We start from the raw sequence: 23,456 nt of genomic DNA, 5'->3' as shown, positions 1-23,456 counted from the left end.
TGTGTTTTTATTCACTCAAAAGTGCCTATTCGTTGTCGGCGCTTTTTTCGGCTTCCGCCATTTCTTCTTCTTTACGGTCTTTTTCGAGCGTCTGTTTCACCACTTCTTCGTGGATCGCAGCTTCTTCGTTCGAACGACGGTTGATATAAGCCTGGTAGCTTGTTTCCTTTTCGTAAGGACGTTTGCCGATCAACTTTTCGAGGTCGGCCTGGAACAGGATTTCTTTTTCAAGAAGCTCTTTCGCCAGTACTTCCAATGCGTCGCGTTTTTCAATCAGCAAGTTCTTCACGAACTGGTATGCCTGATCCACCAGTTTTCTTACTTCTTCGTCAATCGCTTGCGACGTCGATTCGGAGTAAGGTTTGGTGAATGCGTAGTCGGTCTGTTTCGAATCGTAGAACGAAATGTTACCGATGCGCTCGTTCATACCGTACATGGTTACCATGCTATACGCCACTTTCGTTACGCGTTCAAGGTCACTCAATGCGCCGGTAGAGATCTTTCCGAACACTACATCTTCCGCAGCGCGGCCGCCCAATGTCATACACATTTCATCGAACAGCTGCTCGGTACGGTACAGATACTGCTCACGCGGGAGATATTGTGCGTAACCCAATGCCGCCACACCACGTGGTACGATCGACACTTTCACCAAAGGATCGGCGTGTTCGAGGAACCAACCTGCCACCGCGTGACCCGCCTCGTGGTAGGCCACGATTTGTTTCTCTTCCGGTGAAATCAGTTTGTTTTTCTTTTCCAAACCACCGATTACACGGTCCATTGCATCCTGGAAGTCCTGCATGGTTACTTCCTCGCGGTTGCGGCGGGCGGCGATCAACGCAGCTTCGTTACACACGTTCGCGATTTCAGCACCGGCAAAGCCAGGGGTTTGAGACGAAAGTTTCTGGATATTAACGTCGGTAGCCAGTTTCAATGGCTTCAAATGCACTTTGAAAATCGCTTCACGGCCGATTACGTCGGGTTTGTCAACAGAAATCTGGCGGTCGAAACGTCCAGGACGCAGCAATGCGGGGTCGAGGACATCCGGGCGGTTCGTTGCTGCTACGATGATGATACCGGAGTCGGTCGCGAAACCGTCCATTTCTACGAGCAGGGAGTTCAATGTATTCTCACGCTCGTCGTTGGAACCGGGCATTGCACCACGGCCGCGTGAACGACCTACTGCGTCGATCTCATCGATAAAGATGATACACGGCGCTTTTTCTTTCGCTTGTTTGAAAAGGTCACGCACACGCGCTGCACCCACACCCACGAACATTTCCACGAAATCGGAACCTGAAAGTGAGAAGAACGGCACGCCGGCTTCCCCTGCTACGGCTTTCGCAAGCAAGGTTTTACCCGTTCCCGGAGGGCCTACAAGCAATGCACCTTTCGGGATTTTAGCACCCAGTTTCTTGAATTTGTCAGGGCTTTGGAGGTATTCTACAATCTCCTTAATCTCTTCTTTTGCTTCATCAAGGCCCGCCACATCGTTAAATGTGATCTTAACCTTGTTCTCTGCATCGAAAAGCGTTGCACGAGAGCGGCCGATATTAAAAATCTGGCCACCTGGACCTACACCACCTGACATTCTGCCGAGGATGAAGTACATTACCAGGATCATAACAATGAAAAAGCCCCAGGTTCCTAGGAAGCTGGTCCAGTCGTTGCGGGTATCCACCACAAAAGGCACCTTGTCGTCGTCGGGAGTACCCTCCTGCATTTTATCGAAATCCTTTTTAAAGGTCTCAGCAGATGTTACCTGGAATTGGTAGTGGGAAGCACTTTCCCCGCCGAAATAGTTATTTTCCTTCGCAACAACCCGGTATTTGTCGAGTTTGAGCGCCTCGGGTTTGAGCGTTACTTCCACCGATTTGTCATTCACAATGGTAACGCGCTCCACTTCCTTGTCAGCCATCATTTTTTCGAAACGCTTCTGAGTGGTTTCGCGGATTGTCGATGTGCGGTTAAGGTACGTGATTCCGAGTATAGTAGCGATCAGAGCGGCTATTATCCAACCTTGATATCCCTTCTGAGGACTTTTAGGGTTGAGTGGCCCCCTTTTGTTATCGTTTTCAGACATTCGTTCGTTTTAATTAAGAGGAAATATATTAAACAACAATCCCGGCGGGGCTAATGTTCGCCCGGCGGGCCTTTATACCATGGAGTCTTCCAGGTATGTCACCTCTGCATCTCCCCAAAGTTCTTCCAGATCGTAATGTTTGCGGCGTTCTTTGTTGAAAATATGTGCGACCACGTCGACATAGTCAATCAAAATCCATTCTCCATTCGCCTTTCCTTCTTTTTGCCAGGGTTCTGTTTTGGATATTTTATAAACTTCATCTTCGACCGAGCTGGCCAAAGCATCTATTTGAGTGTCGGAGTTCCCCGAGCAAATCACGAAAAAGTCAGTGATTGAATTTTTTACTTTTCTGAGGTCTAATATGGCAATGTCCAAACCCTTCTTTTCTGTCATGCCCTTCACAACCAGTTCGGTGAGATCTTTTGAGGATAGTTCTTTATTTTTGCGTTCTTTCATGCGTTGTTATTTCCTTTTCTAAAACCCTAAAGTAAAACAAAAAAATTGTACAACTCTACACAGGACACGCTAATAATTGGTAAAAAAGTTATATACCTGCCAACTTGTCATTCCACCAACGACATAGCGGCTGAAATAGTACATGCGGGGCTGTTTGAGGAAGGAACGGTTGTCATTACCGATAATCAGGTGAAAGGAAGAGGCCAGCGCGGGACGGTCTGGAATGCCAATGCAGGCGAAAATCTTACATTTTCTGTCATACTCAAACCCACGTTCCTGCGCATTCAGGACCAATTTCTGGTCAGCCAGATCACAGCGCTCGGGATACGCGCATACCTGGGCAGCTACGTGCCTGACACGAAGGTGAAATGGCCGAATGACATTTATGTGAACAACCGTAAGGCGGTAGGTGTACTGATCGAGAATTCGCTGCAGGGAAATCGGTTTGCAACCTCAATTGTCGGTATTGGTGTGAACATCAATCAGTTGTCGTTTGCGAATGACCACGTGACTTCACTTGGTCGTGAAACCGGGCACGCTTACTCGCTAGCGGAAGAGTTTCACAAGGTGCTGAAATTCCTCGATGCCTGGTATGTCAGGCTGCGTTCAGGCTCACAGAACGAGCTGATCCGTGCCGAATATCTGAGTCATTTGTATGGCTATCAGCAAGATGTGAAATTTTTGTACAAAGGAAATATAACAAGCGGCTCGGTAACCAATGTGACCGAACTGGGGAAGTTGCGGGTCAAATTAGCTACCGAGCCGGAAGAACTGGAATTCGGTTTGAAGGAAATCGAATGGGTCAGGGATTGATCAACCCCATTTGCCGATTACAGCCATTACCACTGCACAAATGCCCAATCCGAGGGATTCACGGGCCAGCTCGATGTTGAGGCTCCGCATGGCAGTTTCACCGAAGAAAATACCCTCGAACTCCGGCGGCCATTGCAGGATTGCACCGATCAGGTAGCCAGCCGCAAGCACGTAAAATACCCATGAAGGCCAAAGCTCCCGGATGCTCATGAAGCAGCCGAGGGCGGCGAAGCTGTAAATGGCGATCCAAACGCCCGAATCGGGGTCGTTGAGCTGCAAATAGGCAAAGATCACGAAAAGGATCCCGAAAAATATCTTTAAAAGTCTCATGACAAAGTGGGTTAAGAAATACGATAATTAAAGACTGCTTTAAAAAGGCGTCACCGCTCACTTATTAACCGTCGGTGCTACCCTTTTAACATATCTTTTACTGACAAAATTGCGCTAATGCGTTCGCAGCATCGCTATATCCCAGGTTCAGAGCCTGTTTCAGGCTGGTGCATCCGAGATCTTTTTCGCCGTCGTTGTACTGTGCAAGGCCCAGGCCGTAAAAGGCCTTTCCGTATTGTCCGTCGAGTTTCACCGTTTGCCGGAAAGCCAATGTCGCTTTTTTGAAATCTTTTGTGCGGTAGTATGTATTACCGAGATTGTACCAGGCTTGCTTGTTGTTGTCATCGAGCTGGGTTGCTTTTTCGAAGTCTTTAATAGCCTCCGGTGTCTTGTCCATCAGCACGAGCAGCTGTCCGCGGTTCAGGAAAACGTCGGCAGTATCAGGAGCGAGTTCGGCGGATTTGTTGTAGTCGGCAAATGCTGAATCCAGCTTGTTTTCATCCGTATAGAGCAACGCGCGGTTGAAGTAAGGACGATAGGAGGCGGGTTGGAGCTTAATGGCCTGACCGAAGTCAAGCAATGCGTTGGGATATTCTTTCAGCTCATAATAAGCCACGCCGCGGAGGTTGAACGCGTCGGCACTGGAAGTGTTTTTTTCGATCGCTTTGTTGATGAATTCAATGGCTTCGCGCGTCTTGCCCTGTTGCATGAGCTCTTTGCCTTTTTGGAGAAATGCGTCGGAAGATTGAGAGCAGGAGTAGAGGAAAATCAGAAAAAATAAAAAAAATAATCGAGGCATACTGGTTCATTTCTAGTTGATTCGCACAAAAGTAAGCGGAAACGTTACACGAATGTTTTCTTTTTGTGAATAAAATGTCCTTATCTTTGCACCCGGCAAATCGGAACTACCAGCTCCTTCCGAATCCCCCAGGTCCTGACGGAAGCAAGGGTAGGTGGTCGATGCGGTGAGATTCTCGGTTTGCCTTTTTTTATTTCTTCGCCTCAGGTTTTTCCGTCTTTCTTTCTTTTTGCTTTTGTTCAGGGTTTTCTACTTTTGTGGAATATTCTAACCAATAAATTTTCAATATGAAATTTTTCATTGATACTGCGAACCTGAACGAAATTCGGGAAGCGCAGGCACTTGGTGTTTTGGACGGTGTGACCACCAACCCATCTTTGATGGCGAAAGAAGGAATTACAGGTAAGGATAATATAATGCGTCACTACAAGGCTATCTGCGATATCGTGGATGGTGATGTAAGTGCGGAAGTAATCTCGGTTGATTTCGAAGGAATGGTTCGCGAAGGCGAGGAACTTGTTGAAATCGACGAGAAAATCGTGGTGAAAATCCCGATGATCAAAGAAGGTATCAAAGCGCTGAAATATTTCTCTTCAAAAGGTATTCGTACCAACTGTACGCTGATTTTCTCGGCAGGACAGGCGCTGGTAGCGGCGAAAGCAGGTGCTACCTACGTTTCTCCTTTCGTAGGCCGCCTGGACGATATCTCCACTGACGGTATCGGCCTCATCGAGCAAATCCTGACTATTTACAGAAACTACGGTTTCGATACGCAAGTACTTGCAGCGTCAGTTCGTCACCCAATGCACATTATCCAATGCGCAGAGGTAGGTTCCGATGTTATGACAGGCCCATTGAGCGCTATCGAAGCATTGCTGAAACACCCATTGACTGATATCGGTCTTGAGAAATTCCTTTCTGACTACAAAAAAGGAAACGCTTAATTGACGTGTCACACTGAGCGGAGTCGAAGTGCTTGTGCGATGTTCAAATGCGTCGTACATTCATCCTTCGACTCCGCTCAGGATGACATTGACAATACCACACTATCCATTTTGAGCGTTCTCTGCTCAATCCAATCATTACTTTTAGCACAACCATGACCACCGATTCGACGGAGCCAATAATCAGACTGGAAAGGGCAGATATTTATCAGGGTGAGAGGCCTGTTTTGAACGACGTTCATTTTGAGATCAATAAGGGCGAGTTTGTTTACCTCATCGGTCGTACCGGTAGCGGTAAAAGTTCGCTTTTGAAAACACTATACGCCGATTTATGGCTGCATACCGGTTCTGCCAAGGTGGCCGGTTACGAGCTGCACAATATCAAAAGGGCCGATATTCCTTTCCTTCGCCGCCGGATAGGCATTGTTTTTCAGGATTTTCAATTGCTTTCCGACCGTTCCGTCGAGGACAACCTCGCGTTCGTGCTACGCGCGACGGGCTGGGAAGACAAAGGCAAAATCTCGAAACGCATTGCCGAAGTACTCATGCAGGTAGGCCTTGGAACCGCCCAGAAAAGAATGCCGCACCAGCTTTCGGGCGGTGAGCAGCAGCGCGTGGTAATTGCCCGCGCCATGCTCAACGAACCCCAAATCCTGATCGCCGATGAGCCAACCGGTAACCTCGACCCCGAGGTAGGCGACCAAATCATGCAGGTTTTCCGCACGATCAACAACGCCGGTACCGCGATATTAATGGCGACCCACAACCACGAATTCCTGAGACGCTTCCCAGCCCGCGTGATCAAATGTGAGAATGGCGGCATTACGGTAAGCGAATAGAGCTATTAAGCCAAACAAAAAGGGCGTCTGAATAACTCAGGCGCCCTTTTTGTATTTCTATGCTTATTATTTCGCTTTCATATCTATTACCGGGATAATCATCTCTTCGAGCGACACGCCGCCGTGCTGGAAAGTGTCGCGGTAGAGGTTCACATATTGGTTGTAATTGTTCGGATAAGCGAAGAAGTAATCCTCTTTTGTGAACACATAAGACGTCGAAACGTGTGGCTTTGGCAGGAAAATGCGTTCCGGTTTGCGGCATACCATCAAATGGTTGTCGTCGAAGCCCAAATTTTTACCGTGTTTGTAACGGAGGTTTGTATTCGTTTCGCGGTAGCCGATGATTTTCACCGGTTTCTGCACACGGATCATACCGTGGTCGGTGGTGAGGATCAGGCGGCCCTTTTTCTCGGCCACTTTACGAATGAAATCGAGCAGCGGTGAATGCTGGAACCACGAGCGGGTAATGGAGCGGTAAGCCGCCTCGTCCGGCGCGAGCTCCTTGATCATCTGCACATCCGTACGGGCGTGGGAAAGCATATCCACAAAGTTGTAGACAATCACATTCAGCTGGTTGGTCAGCAGGTTGTTGAACGTATCTACAAGCGCTTTCCCCTGGTTGGTATTCAATATCTTGTTATAAGAAAACTTGATATTCAAGTGGTTCATTTCCAGTTGCTTTTGAAGGAAGTCCTGCTCGTGGTTGTTCAAGCCTTCTTCACCTTCCGGGGTATTTTCATCGCTTACCCACCATTGCGGATGTTTGCGTTCCATTTCGCTCGGCATAAGCCCTGAGAAGATCGCATTACGCGCGTACCCCGTTGTGGTTGGCAGAATGGAGTAGTACGACGACTCTTCTTCGATATTGAAAAACTCCTGCAAAATGGGCTGGATCATTTTCCACTGGTCATAGCGGAAGTTGTCGATTAAAAGGAAAAACACAGGGTCACTCGATCCTTTCAAATGCGGGAATACCTTCTGTTTCATCAACTGGTGCGACAGGATCGGCTTATCGGAACGCGGATCGTTGAGCCACTCTTCATACTCATCTTCAATGAATTTGCAGAAATTGGCATTCGCCTCGCTTTTCTGCATACTGAAAACTTCGGCCATTCCCTGGTCGTCGGAGCTTTCGAGTTCCAGCTCCCAGTAAATGAGTTTTTTGTAAATATCCGCCCATTCCTCGTGGCCGATGCGGTCCTGGTATTGCATGGCGAGGCTGCGGAACTCCTGCTGATAGCTGAGCGTCGTCTTTTCTGTTACGAGGCGTTTGTTATCGAGTATCTTTTTAACCGAAAGTAGTATCTGATTGGGATTCAGTGGTTTGATGAGATAATCGTCAATTTTGGAGCCGATGGCATCCTCCATAATATGCTCCTCCTCACTTTTCGTAATCATCACCACCGGCAGGTTAGGCTGCTGTTGTTTGATCTGCGCAAGGGTTTCAAGGCCGGTCATACCCGGCATCATTTCGTCGAGGAAAACAATATCAAACCGATCGTTCTCAATCCGGTCCAGCGCATCCGCACCGCTGTTCACGGGGGTCACGTTGTAACCTTTATTGGTGAGGAACATGATATGCGGTTTGAGAAGATCTATTTCGTCATCGGCCCAAAGGATGTTATATTGCATAAGGCTCTTTTTTCAAGTGGTAATTAGTTTAAAACAATAAAAGGCTAACGCATCGGAAGAAGCTGGTCGTATACGTAAAACGGTTTTAACGTTTTTTAAGAAATATACGGCTAATCCTTATACGTTAACCTTCCTTGTAAAAAATGTATTCCACAAAGGCCGGTTATTGCAAAAATTTTCGGGTGACCCTGTCGAGGTCGTCGGGCGTATCCACGCCATGCGAATCATCGGAAGTTACTACCGCCTTGATCGCATAGCCGTTTTCGAGCCAGCGCAATTGTTCCAGCGCCTCGGCTTTTTCCAGAGAGGACACGGGAAGCTTCGTTATTTCGGCCAAAACGTCGGTGCGGTATGCGTAAATGCCGATGTGTTTGTAAAAAACATGCGATTTCAGAAAATCTTCCTGGCTCTGGGCATTACGCAGGTATGGGATCGTTTGCCGGCTGAAATACATGACTTCATTTCGCTTGTTCAGAACCGCCTTGGGTACATTCACGTTGAATAGAATGTCGTCGTTGTCGATCACTTTGACTAATGTCGCCAGCTCGGTTTCCCCATTCAGCACAGAGGCGAGGTGATCTATCGGCTCGGGGCTGATAAACGGCTCGTCGCCCTGAATGTTGATGACATAGTCGTATCGGCCGTCGGTTTTGCCCAATGCTTCGAAGCAGCGGTCGGTACCGCTCTGGTGATCTGGCGAGGTCATTACTGCGGTTCCACCGAATCCGCGGACGTGATTCAGTATTCTTTCATCGTCCGTCGCTACAATAACCTGATCGAGTTCAGTAGCTTTGGATGCCTGTTCGTAGACCCGCTGGATCATGCTTTTTCCGCCAATATCCACCAAAGCTTTGGCAGGGAAGCGGGTAGAAGCGTAGCGGGCCGGTATTATTCCTAGAATGCGCACGAGGTCGTTGTCAGTTAAATTGGAATTCAAAATAAAGGTAAAAAATTGCAAAATCTTTTTTCGTTCCGGTTTTCGGAAAACATCTGGCGGGTAATGCCCGATGCTGATGCGGACAGTTCGCTGTGGGCCATAGAGTTACGTAATCCGGAGAGCCGGGAAGTGTCGTTTGCCGTGATCGACTCCGAAAATTTGGCCGTGAAATGGCAGAGACAGGTGGAAGGTACCGATTGGTGGACATCTCTGACTGCTTTTTCGGATAATCGCATTTTTTTACACAATTACCGTTATCCGGAGGTTCCGGAACCGACAGACCTCCTTGCAATGAATGGGGATACAGGATTTCTGTCTTGGATTTTGCCTAACCATTTACTTGTGAAAAATGCAGGAGGTGGTTTGCTCGAAGTGGCTACCAAGCAAGGCGATTCATTCAAACATCTGCATTGTGATGCACTGACCGGTGAGCTGTTGCCGTTGAATATAGAAATTTCCGAATCCTACCACGAAATAATTTTAGCCGAGCCCGTTCGTTACATCGAAGGGAATATGTACTTCGGACAGCTTGCGCAATTTATTAGCAACGCAACGGGCGGTCACAACCCGACAGCCATTGATTATTTGGAGAAAAGACCCTATATAATCTTTTCTTATTATATTTACGAGCAGGATAAAACAGTGCAATACCTCCTCATAGTGACCGATAATAAGCAACAGGTTTTACACGAGAAACTATCGGAAGAGCGGGAAGGAACAGGCCGCTCGACAATGATGCTGAAAGCGTCCACACTGGTTTATCTGAAAAATAGCAACGAGTTTTCGAGTTTAACGCTTTCATAATAAATGAAATACATTTTTTGCCTGGCCCTTTTGGCGGGATTGATGACAGGTTTGACGAGTGCCCGGGCTAAGGGATTGAATGCTGTTGACTCTGTGGGGGTTGAAAAGGTAGGAGGGAAGATCTTCATTATACATAAGGTTAACCAGGGCCAGACGATGTTCGCCGTCGTAAGGCAGTACGGAACGACCATCCATGCTCTTCGCGAAGCAAACCCTGGGATGAGCGACCAAATCCAGTCGGGGCAGACCATCCGGGTTCCTTACACGCCTAAGGTCACTAAGAAAGACGCCAAAAAGGACGATAAAAAAGAAGAGAAAAAGGAATTGGTGAAAGCCGAGGTGAAGGAAACCAAACCCGTTGCAGATACTCCCTCAGTAGCTACCAGCACTTCCGCACCGTCGGCATCTTCGGCCGCCGCTCTTCCCGCAAATGGCATTCATAAAGTAGAGCCCGGCCAGACATTGTACCGCGTGGCTGTGAAATACGGCGTGCTGATGGCTGATTTGCGTAAATGGAACAATCTGACAGACGATAACCTCAAAGATGGCCAGGAACTGATCGTCAGCGAAAAAGGCGCTGAAAAAGCAGCTGCACCTGCCGCAACACCACCTCCGGCCAAGGTTGCTACGACAGTAGTAAAAGACTCGGTGAAAGCCAAAACGGCGGTTCCGGAGAAAGTGGTGAAGCCTGTGGAAGAGGTAGCTCCGCCGAAAGTGGTGAAAAGCAAGAAAAAGTCGGAGTCGGGCCTGGCGGAGGTGATTGAAACCGACGAAAGCACGAGCAAATTCCTGGGCTTGCACCGTACCGCGCCGATAGGCTCGCTGGTGGAGGTTCTGAATGAATACAATCAGGAGAAAATCATCGTACGCATTATTGGCCGCATTCCCGACACCAGCGTAAACGACGACATTGTGATCAAGCTGTCGTCACGCGCATTTGAAAAAGTTTCTCCTAATAGCAAACGATTCAGGGCCGTTGTGAGTTACCTGGAATAATTACGGAAGACATTTATGAAACACGCACCACAGTTTCGTTCCAAAAGAGAGGAAGAGCGGGAAGCGCTTAAACATACTACGGGATACAAGGTATGGAGTGTGATGTTCACGCTTTTGTATCCGTTTATCGCCATTTTTACATTCCTTTTTTCGGGGATTGTGATGATTTTCTCAGGTATCTCCCGTGTGCTGGCTTACCTGTTCGGAGGTAGCCATGCCCGACGTTAGCCAAACTGCCTACCCGCCATCCTTTGTGGCCGAGTTGCTCGATGCGAAGGTGGCGCAATATAATCAGCCGGATTTCATCCCTTTTGACCCGATCAGTATTCCGCACCGGTTTTCGGTGAAGCAGGATATTGAAATAATGGGCTTCTGGGCCGCGGTACTTGCCTGGGGGCAGCGCAAAACCATTATCAATAAATGCCTGGAACTGGCTGCGTTAATGGATAATGCGCCCTACGACTTTGTGCGTAACCATCACGATAGCGATCTGAAACCATTCCTGCATTTCAAACACCGTACTTTCAACGCTACTGATACGCTGTATTTCCTGCATTTCTTTCAGGAATACTACAAAGTCCACGACTCGCTGGAATTTGCATTCAGCAGCCATATGACGCCGGGCGATATTACCATCGAAAGTGCACTCACAGGCTTCCACGACTTCTTCACCAAATCAGAAAATTTCCCTGCACGGACGCGTAAGCACATTGCTACGCCTGCACGCAAGTCCTCGTGCAAGCGCTTGAATATGTTTCTGCGCTGGATGGTCCGCAAGGACGACCATGGCGTCGACTTTGGCATCTGGAACACCATCCGTCCTTCCCAACTCGTGTGCCCGTGCGACGTTCACGTCGACCGCGTAGCGCGTATCCTGGGCCTGATCAAACGACCTGTTACCGACTGGCAGACTGCTACCGAGCTTACTGCATCGCTGCGACTGCTCGACCCGAATGATCCTGTGAAGTATGATTTTGCTTTGTTTGGGTTGGGGATTGAGGGGTTTGCGAGTTGAAAAGGATTTTGTTGGCTTCCATATAATTATTACTCAAACCAAAGTATTTTGTCAATTTATCGTGGGTGCTTTGTAATTAATTCAAAGCAAAAAAAGCGCTAAATCCGCCAAGTAACGCCCTTCTTCCGCTTGCACAACCAATTCTAAATTCAAAGCTTTCCTTTCAAACTTGTGCTGTCGAAAACGATTTGAAAATCATTTCCATTCAATTTAAACATGCACGCTTATGAAAAACAGTTACAAAATGGTAATTGCGTTGTTCGCAGGAGCCTTTCACTTGCCTTATGCAAATGCTCAGACACATTATGGAGAGGGAGTGGGTACAGTTGGGGGAGGTCACGTATTCATTGGTACATATGCCGGTAAATCCAATGGAGTTAATGGGTTGTATAATACTTATATCGGCTATGGATCGGGAACAAAAAGTATTGATGGTTTTGGGAATGTTTATTTGGGGAGTTTTAGCGGAGAAAAGGCTGAGAATAGTATTGCGAATACCTTTATTGGAGGATCAGCTGGACAGAATCATGTCAACGGAGAAGGTAACGTTTATATGGGCTATCAGGCAGGAATGTTCACTTCTGGTAGTCTTAATGTGGGAATTGGGCGTTGGGTCGGTCAGAAAACAAAAGGCACGCAAAATTGTTTTTTGGGAAATGAAAGCGGATTGAAGAATGAAGCCGGAAGCTACAACGTCTTTATGGGAGCTAAGACCGGAACCAGTAATGAAACAGGAAACTTTAATACCTTCCTTGGTCACGGGGCTGGCCTAAGTAATACCAACGGGGAAAAGAATACCTATTTGGGTTACGCTTCGGGAGGTAATGCCGGTTTGATTAATGCAACCGCCGTCGGGGCAGCCGCACTGGTTACGGGCAGTCATTACCTGGTTTTAGGAAATAATGCCAATGTCGGTATCGGCTATTCTGCTCCGTTTTACCAATTACAGCTAAGCAAACACAACGCGGGGAAGGCAGGATCTTCGACTTGGGCGGTATTGTCGGATTCTAGACTGAAGAGAAATATATCCGAATTCAAAGAAGGACTTGACGTTTTAAAACAAATCAAACCCGTCTGGTTCCAGTACAATGGCAAAGCTGGTATTGAAACAGGCGACAAGAAGTTCGTCGGCATCATCGCGCAGGAAATGCAGAAGATCGCGCCTTATACGGTGGGTACCTTCACGCACCAGGATTCATTAGGCAACAAAACCGACTATCTGGATTACGACGCGAATGCGGTTACCTATATACTGATCAATTCCGTGAAGGAGCAGCAACGCATTATCGAAGATAAAGAGGCAAAGATCCAGGCCTTGGAAAGTCGGCTGGAAAAATTGGAGCGGTTAATGAGCGCTTCTCCGGGAACTTTTAACAAGCAACCGGATGGGGGAGTTTTGGAGCAAAACGTGCCCAATGGATTCTCCAATAAGACCTCCATTAAATATTTTATTCCACAATCCGTAAAAACGGCGGTGATCGACGTCTATACTATTGCGGGGTTAAAGGTTAGTTCGCATCCGATATCGGAGCGAGGAGCCGGTGAATTGGTCCTTTCGGCAGATAAATATCGGAGCGGAGTGCATGTCTATGATCTGATCATGGATGGCAAGAGCTTTGGGGCGAAGAAGATGGTAATAGAGTAGCCAATTGGCCGGTAAAAAAGGCGGTCTGGTCGTTAGCACAATGCTTTGGATGAACATGTCCATTGCGGCTCACATTTGTACCCATTACAAGCGAGCGCTTGTGATGGGTACAAATTTCCACTCTAAATAATCGTGTTATGTTCAAAAATTACAAGAGAACCGCTCTGGCGGTTGTGGGCTGTTGCGTGTCGCAGTGCGCTCTGGCGCAGACGCATTTCGGGGTAGGCGCTGGAATGCAGGGGCAATTCCATTCGCATTTCGGTGCGAATGCGGGGAAGGTGAGTACAGGGCCGTTCAATACATTTGTCGGGCAGGAGAGTGGAGCCGGTAATACAACAGGAAATGGAAACAGCTTTGTGGGTTTCAAGTCCGGGACAGGCAATCTTACCGGAATCGACAATGCGTTTTTCGGTTCCCAGGCGGGTTACGCCAATAGTACCGGGTCTCAAAATACATTTATAGGTAAGGATGCGGGCCTGAGTAATGTGGGCGGTTTTAACAATACATATCTGGGTTTTCAATCAGGAGCAGGGAATATGACAGGTAATGGTAACTGTGCGGTCGGATTTCAGGCATATTTTCAAGGCACGGGTGGAAATTATAATTCCTTCCTAGGAGGCAATGCTGGGGAGAGTAACACGGGCAGCGACAATGTAGCAATCGGGTTTTCGTCCGGTTATCAAAATGCCGGGAATTTCAACGTGTTCGCTGGCAATTATGCGGGGTTCAGCAACACGGTGGGTAATGAGAATACCTATTTGGGCGACAATGCGGGATATCATGGTTCAATCGCGCAGTCGAACACGTATGTCGGATCGAAGTCCGGTTTTTTTAATTTGAATGGAATCGAGAATGTCTTCATAGGTGCCAAAGCCGGTTATAACAATGCTTCTGGACAGAATGTTTTCGTAGGCTACCATGCCGGGGAATGGAATGTAGGCGGGCAAATGAATACCTACCTAGGCCATGAAGCAGGCGGAAGCATGAATCTGGTTAATGCAACAGCCCTTGGAGCCTCCGCAAAAGTTACTGCCAGCAACAGCCTGGTACTGGGCCGTAAAGCCAATGTGGGTATCGGCGTTTCAGCTCCAACATTCCAACTCCACCTCAGTACAGATGCCGCGGCAAAAGCCGGCTCGCCCGACTGGATCGTCGCTTCCGACTGTCGCCTCAAAAAGAACGTCACCAACTTCACCGATGGTCTCGACGTGCTCAAAAAGATCCGCCCCGTCTGGTTTCAATACAACGGTCAGGCGGGTATTGAAACCGGTGATAGGAAGTTTGTGGGAGTTATCGCGCAGGAGATGCAGAAGATAGTACCTTATACCATCGGTTCTTTTATACATCAGGATTCGTTAGGCAATGAAACCGAATACCTGGATTATGACGCTAATGCTGTGACTTATATTCTGATCAATGCGGTAAAAGAGCAGCAACGAGTGATTGAGGGGAAGGAAGCGAGAATTGCAGCACTGGAAAAGAGCCAGCGGGGCCTTTTGGAACGCTTAGAGGCGCTGGAACACAGCCGTTCTGCATCAGCGGCAGATTTTCAAAAAACAGAACAAAACGCCGACACCCCTTACCTCGAACAGAATGCACCTAACGGCTTTTCCCGGAACACATCCATTAAGTACCATATTCCTGAATCCGCAAAGATGGCGGTGCTTAATGTGTATAATGCCGGGGGCGCAAAAATCCATGCGCGGGTTATTGCAGGGCGCGGAAACGGGGAAGTGGTCCTTTCTGCAAGTGATTTGGAATGCGGTGTTTTAGTATATGAACTGGTGGTCGATGGCAAGAGCACTGGGGGGAAGAAGATGCTAATCGAATGACCCCACTCAACTTAAACACAACACTATTATGGACAAATGTTACAAACTAGCGTTGGCGATAGGAATTCTCAGCGCTACGCAGGTAGATGCACAAACGCACTACGGAATGGGCGCCGGCACGCAAGGTGCTGCACATGCGTTTTTTGGGACAAACGCAGGAATGGTAAACTTAGGCAGTAACAATTCATTCCTGGGACACGAGTCTGGTTTCAGCAATGTAGATGGCGCAGCCAATACCTTCGTCGGCAGTTTCGCGGGATACAAAACCATTGACGGGAATTCCAATGTTTTTATCGGCGACGGAGCTGGTTTGGAAAATGTTTCCGGAAATATGAACACGTATATCGGGGCGGACGCCGGATTACTAAATAAGGACGGAGGAGGAAACGTTGCCATTGGTCATCAAGCCCAATACTTCGGCAAGACGGGCCTCGGCAATTGCTCCATTGGATATCACGCAGGTCGGATGGCAATTGGCGACCATAATGTGTTACTGGGCTCGGAAGCAGGCCATAGTAATGCGGGATCCAGTAACACTTTCTTGGGGTACCGGGCAGGCTACTTAGCCGGTATCGGCGAGCTAAACACATTTGTGGGTTCAGAAACGGGCGTAAACAACACAACCGGCCATCACAACGCTTTTTTGGGAGAAAACTCCGGGTATAACAATAAGGAGGGTTTCTCCAATACTTTTGTAGGATCTGAGTCGGGCTATTCGAGCCAAACTGGTGTCGGAAATGTTTTTTTGGGAAACAAATCCGGCTATTCCAACACAAACGGCCACCAGAATGTTTTCCTCGGATATGGTGCGGGATTTCATAACACAATCGGCCAGCGGAATACCTATTTGGGCTACGGTGCCACTGGCAACCCGGTGGTGGAGAATGCGACGGCAATCGGTTCAGAAGCAAAAGTCACTGCGAGCAACAGCATTGTACTGGGTCATAAAGCCAATGTCGGCATCGGCACCTCCGCACCATCCTTTCAACTCCATCTCAGCACCGACGCCGCAGCCAAGGCCGGCTCGCCCAACTGGATAGTGGCCTCCGACCACCGCCTCAAAAAGAACGTCACCAACTTTACCGACGGCCTCAATCTGCTCAAACAAATCCATCCCGTTTGGTTTCAGTACAACGGCAAAGCGGGCATCGAAACCGGCGATAAAAAGTTCGTAGGTATCATCGCGCAGGAAATGCAGAAAATAGCGCCTTACACGATTGGCGCATTCACGCATCAGGATTCATTAGGCAATAAGACAGAATACCTGGGTTATGATGCGAACGCGGTTACTTATATTCTTATCAATGCTGTGAAGGAAGTTGTCGAGCAAAAGGATGCAGAGCTAAAAGTGGTGAATGAGCAGGTCTCGGAACTGTCAAAACGGTTGGAACAGTTGGAACGAATCATTGCAGATAACGCCGTAAAATCCTTGACCGGTAGCACGGCCTGTATGGAACAAAAGGAGGACGGAGTGGTTCTCGAACAAAATGCTCCGAATGGCTTTTCTGGAAGTTCGGCCATCAAATACTTTATTCCAAAATCTGTGAAGGAGGCAACTGTCAATGTGTATTCAGCGAATGGTACCAAGGTGAATTCCTATTCTGTGAATGAGAGAGGGGAAGGAAAGTTGACGATCTCTGCTTCCGACTTTGAGAACGGTGTTTTTCTTTACGACCTCGTGACTGATGGGAAAAGCAATGGTGTTAGGAAAATGGTGGTTGAGAAGTAGAACTGGAAATGTGTTCCAAGGCAGGCGACTTAGTAATGCGGGTGTTCCCAAAGAGTGCCCGCATTTGCTTTTGCAAGCGGTTGAAAAAAATGCCTGTCCGACAAATAACCTCGATCTCCCACTGCTTCATTCGATTCGCAAATTTCGATTCCTGCATATCAGTTTTGTACCTGTTGCAGAATCAATCGAGGTAAATCCTCACTCATCTAAACAAGGTATTGATTATGAAGGAATGGTACAGAATGGCAGGAGCGCTGATGATGGGCGCGTGTGTGACAATGCAAGTGAATGCGCAGACACATTATGGAATGGGGGCGGGAACAGTAGGAACAAGACACGCATTCTTTGGTACTGATGCAGGAAAGATTAATACTGGGGCCGACAATACGATGCTGGGGCACGAGGCTGGTACCTCTAATACTGGGGGCAATGACAACACGTTTGTTGGTTCCAGATCGGGTCAATTTAGTACAGGGGCCGGAAATACTTTTGTAGGTTCTCAGGCGGGTGTTAATCATCTCACTGGTGTCAACAATACGTATCTGGGTGTCGCTGCGGGTGGCTCAGCTGGCATGTCATATAATACCTACATCGGGGCATATGCCGGTACCTCAAACGGCGTTGGGCAAGGGAATGTCTATATTGGTAACTGGGCTGGACAGTATTCTTTTGACGCATCGAATAATGTCGTTATGGGGAATACGTCGTTCAAAGAGGGGTCAGGTAATGACAACTGCATCATAGGACGTATGTCGGGTTACGATAGTGATGGCAATTTGAATGTATTTTTGGGAGCAATGAGTGGACGACTTAACAAAGGAAACGAAAACTCTTTTTTGGGCAATGAAGCCGGCTACTCGAATAAGGAAGGTTTTTTTAATACGTTTTTAGGTTCCCAATCCGGCTATTCGAGCCAAACCGGTGTGGGGAATGTCTTTCTGGGAAATAAATCAGGCTATTCCAATACAAATGGCCACCAGAATGTTTTTCTCGGCTATGGTGCCGGTTATCATAACACGACGGGGCAACGGAATACCTACCTCGGATATGGCGCTACCGGAAACGCGACATTGGAAAATGCAACCGCAATAGGTTCAGAAGCAAAGGTCACAGCCAATAATAGCATCGTCCTCGGTAAAAATGCCAATGTCGGCATTGGTGTATCGGCTCCATCCTTCCAACTCCACCTCAGCACCGATGCCGCAGCCAAGGCCGGATCGCCGGATTGGATCGTAGCCTCGGACAGTCGCCTCAAAAAGAACATCACCGACTTTACCGACGGCCTTCACCTGCTCAAACAAATCAAACCGGTCTGGTTTCAGTACAATGGCCAAGCGGGCATCGAAACCGGCGATAAAAAGTTCGTAGGTATCATCGCGCAGGAAATGCAGAAAATAGCGCCTTATACGATTGGTACATTTACGCATCAGGATTCGTTGGGCAAAAAAACCGAGTACCTGGATTACGATGCGAATGCGGTCACTTACATTCTGATCAATTCCGTAAAAGAACAGCAGCGAGTCATTGAGCAAAAGGACGCGGAATTGAAAGAAACGAATGCGCAGGTAGTCGAATTATCAAAGCGGCTCGAACTATTGGAGCGGATCGTGGCTTCGAATACCGCGAAACCTTTGAATGGGAGCGCTGCACGGATTGAGCCGAATGCGAATGGGGTGGTTCTTGAGCAAAATGTACCGAACGGGTTTTCCGAAAGTTCGGCGATCAAATACTTCGTTCCTCAATCGGTTAAGGAGGCGAGAGTCGATGTGTATGCTGTAAATGGTGCGAAGGTAAATTCTTATCCGGTGAAGGAGCGGGGAGAAGGACAGCTGACGATTTCGGCAGGAGACTTTCAAAACGGCGTTTTTTTGTATGATTTGGTTACGGATGGAAAGAGCAACGGTGTGAAGAAAATGGTGGTTCAGAAGTAAGGTATCCTTAGTTGCTAGAAAGCAAAAGCGGGCCTCTGCAAAGAAGCCCGCTTTTGACATTATTACCGGAAAGCAATTTTACAACGCGGCATTCTCGAACTGGACGGATTCAATCGAGAACAATGGCTTGTTGCCGGCTTCTGCATTTTTAAATACAAAATAAACCTTGTGCAACTTGCCATCGGCTGGCGCTTTTACAGGGATATTGATCGTTTCAGATTTTTCCACTTTGCCTTCACCAATTTTCGCTCCGGCCACACCATCAAGGCGGACTTCCAGGGTTCCTCCAGCAGATTGCCCGGATTTGCTTCCTACGGCAACAGCCAGTTTGGAAATCTCGCTGAGGTCGATGTCGTCAAATGCGATGAAGCCGCCATCTTTCATCCCGATCACCATTTCGTTGCCATTATCACCCTTGTATTTGAAGGTATTTTTGGTGGTGTCCGCCATGTTGGCCATTACCGTCGAAGGGCGCAGCGCTATGGTTTTAGAGCCGGTTAATGGGCCCATGTTGCCGTTTCCTTTGTCGGTGTAGCTGGCAGTGAAGATATATGACCCCTGCTTTTTCTTGGCTTCGGTTACATAAGAGCTCTTCAACGGCTTTTTGGCGACAGCTTTTTGGTTATTAAGGTCCAGGATATACTTCACCATTTCCTCGATTTCCTCAGGCTTGTGCTGCGGGTGGCCGGGCATTGCCTGCTCACCCCAAACACCGCTTCCGCCTTTGAGTACTTTGTCGGTCAGCGTTTTCAAGGAGTTTCGCTCGCTGGCATATTTCTTCGCAACCTCGCGATAAGCGGGGCCAATCGACTTTTTATCAATCGAATGGCAGGCTTTGCAATCGCTCAGCTCGATCATACGCTTGCCGGTTTCGAAGCCGGTGTTAGCCTGATGACCTTGTGCGAGTTGCGTTTTATCAAAACCTTCGAGGTAGTTGATGGTCAACGTGACCTCATCTTCGGGGATCTTTTTATCCGCGAGGCTTCCATCTTCCTTATCCGAAACGGAAACTTCGTAGTTCACAGGCTTGTCGTTCCAGTAGAAAGTCTTGTTGCCTTTGATGGCCACATTCACTTTCGGAATCGCATTACCCACGCGTACGATCACGTCCGAGGTGTTGGAGTTGCCGGCATTGTCGGTCACTTTCAAAGTGGCGGTATATTCACCTGGTTTAGCGTACGTAAAGCTTGGGTTAGCCATTGTACTTTTTGGCAGACCTTTGCCAAATGACCATTCGTACTTGATCGGGTCGCCGTCATAATCCAGTGAGCCTTTGGAAGAGAAATTGACTTTCAAAGGAGTCGCGCCTGTTGTGTTGGTAGCGCTCGCAACAGCCACAGGCACGCGATTACCCGCATTAAAGGTAACGTGCGAGAGGCTGGCCTCGTCGTTTTGCGCGAACCAGTTGGGGCCGTATTCCAATGTGTACAATGAGCCGTCTTTGGCAAATTGCATGTCGATCGGGTGGCTGAACTTAGTGCTGGGCATGAAGCGCTCGATGCTTAGCAGATCACCTTTTTCGTTCATCGTCACGATATTGATGTAATCGCGGATCCAGTCATATGCGAAGAATTTGCCATTGTAATAGGAAGGGAATTTAACCTTGCTATCCTGGAAATCGGCAGCATAATATACCGGACCGGCCATGGCATTCCGTCCGCCCTTGCCGACAATTGCGCCGAATTCGGGCGAATCGGCATACGGATAGTAAATGAATGCAGGCTGAGCAGGCGGTAGCTCCTGTAAACCGGTGTTGTGCGGTGAGTTATTGATCGGTTTCAACGGATCGAACGGTTTGCCGGAAGTGCTGTCGGCAAAGTTGTAGTCGATGTATGGCCTGTTGTTACCGATAAAGAGCGGATAGCCGAAATAGCCCGCCTTTCTGGCCTGGTTGACCTCGTCGTATCCTCTTGGGCCACGTTTCGGATCGTCATTTGAAGCATCCGGACCTACATCACCCCAGTACAAATAGCCTGTGTGCTGATCCACTGAAATGCGGTAAGGGTTACGGGTACCCATCACGTAGATCTCAGGGCGGGTCTTATCCGTTCCGGGAGGGAACAAGTTGCCTTCAGGAATATCGTACAGGTTGGTACCACCTGGCATATTTGCACGGCGATCGCCGTAACGAGGCTTAATGCGCAATACTTTTCCTCTCAGTGAATTGGTGTTGGACGAGGTGTGCTGACCGTCCCAGCCCTCACGTCCCGGACGCTCATCGATAGGGCCGTATCCGCTGGATTGGAAAGGGTTTACATCGTCTCCGGTGGAGAGGTAGAGGTTCCCTTTCGCATCCCAGGCAATGGAACCACCGGTATGGCAGCAGTCAGTGCGCTTCACGGGCACAGTGAGCATTACTTCTTCTGTGCTAAGTAGCACCGTGTCTTTCACATCGTCGTATTTAAACCTCGACAAATGCTGGGCAGTATCCGCCTCCGTCGATGGCGGCGAATAGTACATGTAAATCAGTTTGTTGGTTTTGAAGTTCGGGTCGATATTCAGGCCCATTAACCCATATTCCTGCTTGGTATAAACGGGTACTTCACCAACGAGTTTAATCTTGCCGGTTTTAGGATTGTAAAGCTTCACTTTTCCCTTTCTTTCGGTGAAAAGCACACGCTGGTCATCGAGAACGACCAGTTCTGTCGGCTCGTCGAGTTTGGAAGCGAGTACTTTTTTAGTGAAACGGTTTTCTTCGGGACGGGATTTGGCATAATCCAGTTTCGATGCCATTGCCCAGTTGAGGCCCCCGGTCAGGTGTTTTACAAAAACGGGATTGATATAAGTGGCATCTTCATGCCCGAAGTTGGTATAGAATGCGCGGCCTCCGTCGAACTCGTGGTACCACGACATCGGATGGTTATCGCCCATTTTGCCATCCTTGTAAGTCTTCTCATCGATTTTTACCAGGACATTTACCTTCTCATTGAAGTTTTTGAAGTCGTAAAATTCGTCCTTGATCTTCCATTTTTTTGGAAAGCCATCCATCGACGGGTGTTGGTCACTTACAACAAACGCTTCGCCTTCTTGCACGTTGGGGTTACCCGGGTGGCTCAGGAATTGCGCGCCGGCGAGCTTGTTGTACCATTGCCAGTCATATTCGGTGTCGGTTGCGGCGTGGATGCCCACATAACCGCCGCCCGCCTGGATGTAGCGCTCAAATGCATCCTGCTGCTTGTCGTTCAGTACATTACCGGTGGTGTTTAGGAATATAACGGCGCTGTATTTTTGCAGGTTTTTGTTGGTAAACACGCTTGCATTTTCGGTAGTATCTACCGCGAAGCCAGTTTCTTTACCTAGTTTCAAGATGGCAGTTTTACCAGCGGGGATAGAAGAGTGCCGGAACCCGGCGGTTTTCGAGAACACCAGCACGCGCTTTTCCGGCGTCACTGTCTGGGCCGTAGCCATCAGACTGCAACATGCCAGGGCCGTCACACCGGCGATCCTGAAACGTTTCAAAACTTTTCGAAAAGGGGATTCATTCATTAGATTGGTTGGTATTGGTTAACGTAGAAAAAACCTACCTTCCATAAGGAAGATAGGTTTTCAATATACTTGTAAGATCGACAATTATAGACCCAGCACCTTGCGGTTAAATGCCTCATCAGCACCGGTTCCGGCGAAATCATCGAATGCTTTCGTAGTCACCTCGATGATGTGGCTTTCGATGAACGGTGCACCTTCGGCCGCACCTTGTACAGGCGATTTGATACAGCATTCCCATTCCAGAACCGCCCAGCTGTCGTAGTCGTATTGAGACAGTTTCGAGAAAATCGCGCCGAAATCCACCTGGCCATCACCGAGTGAGCGGAAACGTCCTGCGCGGTCAGCCCAGCCTGCGAAGCCGCTGTAAACGCCCTGCTTACCGCTAGGGTTGAATTCCGCATCTTTTACATGGAATGCCTTAATGCGGTCATGATACAGATCGATGAATTGGAGGTAATCCAACTGCTGCAACACGAAATGGCTTGGGTCGTAGTTGATATTTGCACGGGTGTGACCACCGAGGTAGTCCACGAACATTTCGAAGGTAGAACCATCGAAAACATCTTCGCCTGGGTGCAATTCGTACGCCACATCCACGCCGTTTTCGTCATAGACATCCAGAATAGGCTTCCAGCGGGCAGCCAATTCTTTGAATGCGGTTTCAACCAGGCCAGCGGGACGCTGAGGCCATGGGTACAGGAAAGGCCATGCCAATGCTCCGGTAAATGAGGCGCTGGCTTTCAGGCCCAGTCTACGGCTTGCCTGCGCCACATATTTCAAATGCTGGGTAGCCCATTCGGCGCGCGCCTTCGGATTCTTACGAACCTCAGGCACTGCGAAATTGTCATACATCTCGTCGTAAACCGGGTGGGAAGCCACCAACTGGCCGATAATGTGCGAAGCCAATTCTGTAATTTCAAGCCCTTTGTCGGCCAATCTGCCTTTCAGCTCGTCCGCATAAGTCTGCGACTCGGCAGCTTGTTTCACATCGATCACACGCGGGTCCCAGGTAGGGAGCTGCAAGCCTTTGTAACCAAGGCCTGCCATGTAATCGGCGATGGTATCCAGTGAGTTGAACGGCGCTTCGTCGCCAAGGAATTGGGCGAGGAAGATACCGGGGCCTTTTATTGTTTTCATAAATGTTATGTTTTAGCGATCGAATGTGTGAATAGTCAGGTGTGGTCA

Annotated in this window: 19 protein-coding genes; 11 read left to right on the top strand and 8 right to left on the bottom strand. The window is 48.5% G+C overall.

The window, feature by feature from the left end; translation table 11 throughout:
- Nucleotides 1-25: 25 nt before the first annotated feature.
- Together ftsH and rsfS are read right to left on the bottom strand one after the other, a co-directional pair.
- Nucleotides 26-2,083 carry an ATP-dependent zinc metalloprotease FtsH gene (gene ftsH / locus CLV60_RS13975; RefSeq protein ID WP_106595987.1) on the bottom strand — a complete coding sequence of 686 codons (2,058 nt, stop codon included), beginning with the start codon at nt 2,081-2,083 and terminating at the stop codon, nt 26-28.
- Between the two features lie 72 nt (nt 2,084-2,155).
- Nucleotides 2,156-2,539 (bottom strand): ribosome silencing factor, encoded by a 384-nt coding sequence (gene rsfS / locus CLV60_RS13970; protein ID WP_019942432.1) that lies wholly within the window; start codon nt 2,537-2,539, stop codon nt 2,156-2,158.
- Nucleotides 2,540-2,584: 45 nt separating this feature from the next.
- Between rsfS and CLV60_RS13965 the strand changes: the two genes are divergently transcribed.
- Nucleotides 2,585-3,352, top strand: coding sequence for a biotin--[acetyl-CoA-carboxylase] ligase (locus CLV60_RS13965; protein WP_106595986.1), 768 nt, complete (start codon nt 2,585-2,587; stop codon nt 3,350-3,352).
- Here the strand turns inward: CLV60_RS13965 and CLV60_RS13960 are convergent, their stop codons facing one another.
- Nucleotides 3,353-3,682 (bottom strand): transmembrane 220 family protein, encoded by a 330-nt coding sequence (locus tag CLV60_RS13960; protein WP_106595985.1) that lies wholly within the window; start codon nt 3,680-3,682, stop codon nt 3,353-3,355.
- Nucleotides 3,683-3,779: 97 nt separating this feature from the next.
- Nucleotides 3,780-4,481: a tetratricopeptide repeat protein gene (locus CLV60_RS13955; protein ID WP_106595984.1), complete on the bottom strand. Its 702-nt coding sequence runs from the start codon at nt 4,479-4,481 to the stop codon at nt 3,780-3,782.
- Between the two features lie 287 nt (nt 4,482-4,768).
- On the opposite strand from CLV60_RS13955, the gene fsa reads away from it, so the two are divergent.
- On the top strand, nt 4,769-5,425 hold the full coding sequence (gene fsa / locus CLV60_RS13950) for a fructose-6-phosphate aldolase (RefSeq protein ID WP_106595983.1): 657 nt from the start codon (nt 4,769-4,771) through the stop codon (nt 5,423-5,425).
- A 155-nt stretch (nt 5,426-5,580) separates the two neighbouring features.
- Nucleotides 5,581-6,264: a cell division ATP-binding protein FtsE gene (locus tag CLV60_RS13945; protein ID WP_106595982.1), complete on the top strand. Its 684-nt coding sequence runs from the start codon at nt 5,581-5,583 to the stop codon at nt 6,262-6,264.
- A gap of 66 nt (nt 6,265-6,330) precedes the next feature.
- Here CLV60_RS13945 and porX read toward each other — a convergent pair whose 3' ends face one another.
- Both porX and kdsB read right to left on the bottom strand, forming a co-directional pair.
- The gene (porX, locus tag CLV60_RS13940; protein ID WP_106595981.1) at nt 6,331-7,896 is read right to left on the bottom strand and encodes a T9SS response regulator signal transducer PorX; all 1,566 of its coding nucleotides are present in this window, start codon (nt 7,894-7,896) and stop codon (nt 6,331-6,333) included.
- Between the two features lie 163 nt (nt 7,897-8,059).
- Nucleotides 8,060-8,803: a 3-deoxy-manno-octulosonate cytidylyltransferase gene (gene kdsB / locus CLV60_RS13935; RefSeq protein ID WP_106596222.1), complete on the bottom strand. Its 744-nt coding sequence runs from the start codon at nt 8,801-8,803 to the stop codon at nt 8,060-8,062.
- A 45-nt stretch (nt 8,804-8,848) separates the two neighbouring features.
- On the opposite strand from kdsB, the gene CLV60_RS13930 reads away from it, so the two are divergent.
- The 8 genes from CLV60_RS13930 (at nt 8,849) to CLV60_RS13895 (ending at nt 18,785) form a co-directional block, all read left to right on the top strand.
- Complete coding sequence (locus CLV60_RS13930) at nt 8,849-9,637, top strand: DUF4905 domain-containing protein (protein ID WP_106595980.1); 789 nt, start codon at nt 8,849-8,851, stop codon at nt 9,635-9,637.
- A gap of 3 nt (nt 9,638-9,640) precedes the next feature.
- Complete coding sequence (locus CLV60_RS13925; RefSeq protein ID WP_106595979.1) at nt 9,641-10,633, top strand: septal ring lytic transglycosylase RlpA family protein; 993 nt, start codon at nt 9,641-9,643, stop codon at nt 10,631-10,633.
- A gap of 15 nt (nt 10,634-10,648) precedes the next feature.
- Nucleotides 10,649-10,861 carry a hypothetical protein gene (locus CLV60_RS13920; RefSeq protein WP_106595978.1) on the top strand — a complete coding sequence of 71 codons (213 nt, stop codon included), beginning with the start codon at nt 10,649-10,651 and terminating at the stop codon, nt 10,859-10,861.
- The gene (locus CLV60_RS13915) at nt 10,848-11,648 is read left to right on the top strand and encodes a TIGR02757 family protein (protein ID WP_106595977.1); all 801 of its coding nucleotides are present in this window, start codon (nt 10,848-10,850) and stop codon (nt 11,646-11,648) included. Before CLV60_RS13920 ends, CLV60_RS13915 begins: the two co-directional genes overlap by 14 nt.
- A gap of 226 nt (nt 11,649-11,874) precedes the next feature.
- Nucleotides 11,875-13,293, top strand: coding sequence for a tail fiber domain-containing protein (locus CLV60_RS13910; RefSeq protein WP_106595976.1), 1,419 nt, complete (start codon nt 11,875-11,877; stop codon nt 13,291-13,293).
- 137 nt (nt 13,294-13,430) lie between these two features.
- A complete protein-coding gene (locus tag CLV60_RS13905; protein WP_106595975.1) occupies nt 13,431-15,125 on the top strand; it encodes a tail fiber domain-containing protein in 1,695 nt (564 codons plus the stop codon).
- Between the two features lie 28 nt (nt 15,126-15,153).
- The gene (locus CLV60_RS13900; RefSeq protein ID WP_106595974.1) at nt 15,154-16,854 is read left to right on the top strand and encodes a tail fiber domain-containing protein; all 1,701 of its coding nucleotides are present in this window, start codon (nt 15,154-15,156) and stop codon (nt 16,852-16,854) included.
- Between the two features lie 224 nt (nt 16,855-17,078).
- On the top strand, nt 17,079-18,785 hold the full coding sequence (locus tag CLV60_RS13895) for a tail fiber domain-containing protein (RefSeq protein WP_106595973.1): 1,707 nt from the start codon (nt 17,079-17,081) through the stop codon (nt 18,783-18,785).
- 78 nt (nt 18,786-18,863) lie between these two features.
- Here CLV60_RS13895 and CLV60_RS13890 read toward each other — a convergent pair whose 3' ends face one another.
- Together CLV60_RS13890 and CLV60_RS13885 are read right to left on the bottom strand one after the other, a co-directional pair.
- The gene (locus CLV60_RS13890) at nt 18,864-22,271 is read right to left on the bottom strand and encodes a ThuA domain-containing protein (RefSeq protein ID WP_106595972.1); all 3,408 of its coding nucleotides are present in this window, start codon (nt 22,269-22,271) and stop codon (nt 18,864-18,866) included.
- An 84-nt stretch (nt 22,272-22,355) separates the two neighbouring features.
- Nucleotides 22,356-23,408, bottom strand: a complete 1,053-nt coding sequence (locus CLV60_RS13885) for a sugar phosphate isomerase/epimerase family protein (protein WP_106595971.1) — start codon at nt 23,406-23,408, stop codon at nt 22,356-22,358.
- Nucleotides 23,409-23,456 lie beyond the last annotated feature (48 nt).

This window comes from Dyadobacter jiangsuensis (assembly GCF_003014695.1).
Taxonomy (GTDB): domain Bacteria; phylum Bacteroidota; class Bacteroidia; order Cytophagales; family Spirosomataceae; genus Dyadobacter; species Dyadobacter jiangsuensis.
This window is presented reverse-complemented; position numbering and strand designations above follow the sequence as displayed.